The sequence below is a fragment of the Ruegeria sp. SATB027 genome, assembly GCF_059613825.1.
The window spans coordinates 1-4,442 of the sequence record NZ_JBXWTH010000064.1 but is presented as its reverse complement, the minus strand read 5'-3'; the positions used below and the strand labels follow the sequence as shown (position 1 = coordinate 4,442).

Sequence of the window (4,442 nt, the reverse complement as noted above, 5' to 3'; positions counted from 1 at the left end):
GCGGCGTCTTCGTATGCGTCCATTGGTGGGCATGTGCAGACGAGGTTTCGGTCGCCGTATGCGTTGTCGACGCGGTTGACGGGGGACCAGTATTTGTCGACGCCCATGGATCCCGGAGGGAAGCAGGCCTGTTCGCGGGTGTAGGGGCGGTCCCAGTCGCCGACCAGATCACGCACCGTGTGGGGGGCGTTTTTCAGCGGGTTGTTTTCCGCGTCGATCTTGCCGTCGATGATGTCCTGCGCTTCCGCGCGGATCGAGAGCATGGCGTCGCAGAAGCGGTCGAGCTCGTCCTTGGGTTCGGATTCGGTGGGCTCGACCATCAGGGTTCCGGCCACCGGCCAGCTCATCGTGGGGGCGTGGAAGCCTGAATCGACCAGGCGCTTGGCCACATCGTCGACGGTGACATGCGCCGCCTCGTCCAGCGGCCTTGTGTCGAGGATGCATTCATGTGCCACCCGACCCGTTTCCGAGGTGTAGAGGATCGGATAGGCGTCCTTGAGCCGCGCCGCGATGTAGTTGGCGTTCAGGATCGCCACTTTGGTGGCCTGCGTCAGCCCCGCGCCGCCCATCAGCAGCACATAGGCCCATGAGACGGGCAGGATCGAGGGCGAGCCGAAGGGTGCCGCCGAGACCGGACCCACGGCGGTGCCGTATTCCGGGTGGCCCGGCAGATGCTCGGCCAGATGCGCCTTGACGCCGATCGGACCCATGCCGGGGCCGCCACCGCCATGCGGGATGCAGAAGGTCTTGTGCAGGTTCAGGTGGCTGACATCGCCGCCAATGTCACCCGGACGTGCCAGCCCGACCATGGCGTTCATGTTGGCGCCGTCGATATAGACCTGACCGCCGTGATCATGGGTGATCTGGCAGACCTCCTGCACGGTGGTCTCGAACACGCCATGGGTCGAGGGATAGGTGATCATGCAGGCGGCCAGATGGTCCGAATGCTTTTCCGCCTTTTCGCGGAAATCATTCAGATCGATATTGCCCTTGTCATCCGATTTCACCGGCACAACCTGCCAGCCCACCATCTGCGCCGAGGCCGGGTTGGTACCATGGGCCGAGGTCGGGATCAGGCAGACATTGCGCTGCCCTTCGCCGCGGGCGAAGTGATAGTTGCGGATGGTCAGAAGGCCCGCATATTCGCCCTGCGCGCCCGAGTTGGGCTGCTGGGAGATCGCGTCATACCCGGTGATCTGGCACAGCTTGTCGTTCAGATCCGCAATCATCTGATGGTAGCCCTGCGCCTGATCTTCGGGCACGAAAGGATGCAGGTTGCCGAACTCGGGCCAGGTGACCGGGATCATCTCGACCGTGGCGTTCAGCTTCATGGTGCAGGACCCCAGCGGGATCATCGCCCGGTCCAGCGCCAGGTCGCGGTCGGCCAGACGGCGCATATAGCGGGTGATCTCGGCCTCGGCCCGGTTCTTGTGGAAGATCGGGTGGGTCAGGTACGCGCTTTCGCGCAGCGCGTAATCCGGCAGGCGGTATTGCTTGTTCGAGCTGTCATCCTTGCGGTCGATGCCGAAGGCACCCCAGACCGCCTCGATGGTCTCGGGGCGGGTCTGTTCGTCCAGGCTGATGCCCACGCGGGTCTCGCCGACCTTGCGCAGGTTGACGCCACGGGCCACGGCGGCCTCCATAACGACATTCTGCAGATGGCCGACCTCGACCGTGATGGTGTCGAAGAACACCTCGGGTTCGACCGAGAAGCCCGCCTCTTCCAGACCGGCGGCCAGGCGCGAGGTCTTGCGGTGCACCGATTGCGCGATCGCCTTGATGCCGTCGGGTCCGTGATAGACCGCATACATCGAGGCAATGACAGCCAGCAGCGCCTGCGCGGTGCAGACGTTCGAGTTCGCCTTTTCGCGGCGGATGTGCTGCTCGCGGGTTTGCAGCGACAGGCGGTAGGCCTTGTTGCCGCGGCTGTCGATGCTGACCCCGATGATCCGGCCCGGCATCGAGCGCTTCAGCTTGTCGGTGGTCGCCATATACGCGGCGTGCGGGCCGCCATAGCCCATCGGCACGCCAAAGCGCTGGGTCGAGCCGATGGCGATATCCGCGCCCATCTCGCCGGGGGATTTCAGCAGCGCCAGCGACAGGATGTCGGCGGCGACAACGGCGATGGCGTTATGTTCATGCAGCGCCGCGATCTCGGTCGTGAAGTCGCGCACATGGCCATGGGTGCCCGGATACTGGAAGATCGCGCCAAAGACGGCACCTGCATCCAGCTGATCGGGATCGCCCACCTGCACGTCGATGCCCAAGGGTTCGGCGCGGGTTTTGATGACCGCGATGGTCTGCGGATGACAGTTGCGATCCACGAAGAAGGCCGCGTTATTGGCCTTGGACCGGCCGCCGCGCTTGGCCATTGCCATGGCTTCTGCCGCAGCCGTGGCTTCGTCGAGCAGCGAAGCGTTGGCCACATCGAGCCCGGTCAGGTCGCTGACCATGGTCTGGAAGTTCAGCAGCGCCTCAAGCCGGCCCTGGCTGATCTCGGGCTGATAGGGCGTGTAGGCGGTGTACCAGGCCGGGTTTTCCAGGATGTTGCGCAGGATCGGCGCCGGAGTGGTGGTGCCGTAATATCCCTGACCGATCAGCGAGGTCAGAACCTTGTTCTTGCCCGCCACCTGCTTCATGTGAAAGAGCGCATCGCGTTCCGTCATCGCCGGGCCCCAGTCCAGCGGTTCCTTCTGCCGGATCGCGGGCGGGACGGTGGCGTCGATCAGCTGGTCCAGCGTCTTGAAGCCGATCACCTGCAGCATGTCGCGCATTTCGGTGGGCGACGGGCCGATGTGGCGGCGATTGGCGAAGTCATAGGCTTCGTAATCGGTCAGTTTGAAGGCCATTGCAGCGCTCCTCAAGGATAGGTCAGACCCGGCGGAGACGGCAGGAGCCTCCGGCGGGAGTATTTGGAAAAAGATGAAGCAGGGAGCCCCGGTCTCTGGGGCTCCGGGCCGGATTTAGCCGATGAAGGCCTTGTAGCCGGCTTCGTCCATCAGGTCTTCCAGCTGCGCGGCATCGGCGATCTTGATCTTGTAGATCCAGGCCTCGCCCTCGGGGTCGTCGTTCAGCGCGCCGGGGTTGTCAGCCAGCGCCTCGTTCACTTCCGTAATCTCGCCATCAACCGGCGCGTAAAGCTCGGAGGCGGCCTTGACGGATTCGATCACGCCGATCTCGCCATCCTTCTCGAACTCGTCGCCCACTTCCTGCTGCTCGACAAAGACCACCTCACCCAGCTGCTCGGCCGCGTGTTTGGTGATGCCCAGCGTGGCCGTGTCGCCGTCGACCGCCAGCCATTCATGTTCTTCGGAATAATAGGTTGCCATGGTGTCTCTCTCCTGACTTCAACGCTTGTAATTCTGTTTGACGAAGGGCAGCGCCACGATCTGCGCCGGTTGCGCCTTGCCCCGGATGATCAGGTTGACCTTCTCGCCCGGCTCGCCATGGCCCGCGGACACATAGCCCATCGCAACCGGGCCGCCGACCGTGGGGCCAAAGCTGCCCGAGGTGATCTGACCGATGGTGTTGCCCTCAAGGCATTGCACCTCGACCCCCTGACGCGCGGGCGCGCGGCCGTCGGGCTTGATGCCCACCAGCTTGCGCGCAGGCCCCTCGGCCAGTTCGCGCTGCACACGTTCCGCACCCGGAAAGCCGCCTTCTTCCTTGCGGCGCTTCTGCATCGCCCAGCCAAGGCTGGCCTCGACCGGCGAGGTGCTCTGATCGATGTCATTGCCATAAAGGCACAGACCGGCTTCAAGCCGCAGGCTATCGCGCGCGCCCAGACCCGCCGGTTCGCAATCCTCATGCGCAAGGAACGCCCGGGTGATCTCGATCGCCTTGTCCTCGGGGATCGAGATCTCGTACCCGTCCTCGCCCGTGTAGCCCAGCCGCGAGATGCGGCATTCGACACCCAGGATGTCGGCAATCGTGGTTTCCATGAACTTAAGATCGCGCGCCGCGGGGCAGAGCGCGCCCACCACATCCTCGGCCTTGGGACCTTGCACCGCAACCAGCGCGCGGTCGAAGATCTCGGTCACCTCAACCCCGTCCAGATTGTCGCGCATATGCGGAATGTCCTGATGGCGCAGCGCCGCGTTCACCACCACAAAGTAATGATCCCCCGCGTTCGACACGATCAGGTCATCCATGATCCCGCCTTCGGCATTGGTGAAGAACCCGTACCGCGCCTTGCCTTCCTTCAGCGTCGCATAAGCCTGCGGACACAGTGCTTCCAGCTTCTCGCCCACATTCTCGCCCCGCAATATCACCTGACCCATATGCGACACATCAAACAACGCCGCCTTCTCGCGGCACTGCTTATGCTCGCCCATGATCCCCAGCGGATACTGAACCGGCATCTCCCACCCGGCAAAATCAACCATCTTGCCGCCCAACTCAACGTGAAGCCCAAAAAGCGGCGTGCGTCTAATCTCGGTCAT

The 4,442-nt window shown here is 63.7% G+C and carries 3 protein-coding genes; all 3 read right to left on the bottom strand.

Going from position 1 to position 4,442, the window contains the following annotated elements; translation table 11 throughout:
• Positions 1-2,849: aminomethyl-transferring glycine dehydrogenase (gene gcvP / locus AC2FPW_RS16935; RefSeq protein WP_496814667.1), on the bottom strand; the 2,849-nt coding region annotated here is incomplete at its 3' end.
• 114 nt (positions 2,850-2,963) lie between these two features.
• A complete protein-coding gene (gcvH, locus tag AC2FPW_RS16930; protein ID WP_209505056.1) occupies positions 2,964-3,329 on the bottom strand; it encodes a glycine cleavage system protein GcvH in 366 nt (121 codons plus the stop codon).
• Between the two features lie 18 nt (positions 3,330-3,347).
• On the bottom strand, positions 3,348-4,442 hold the full coding sequence (gene gcvT / locus AC2FPW_RS16925) for a glycine cleavage system aminomethyltransferase GcvT (RefSeq protein WP_267364314.1): 1,095 nt from the start codon (positions 4,440-4,442) through the stop codon (positions 3,348-3,350).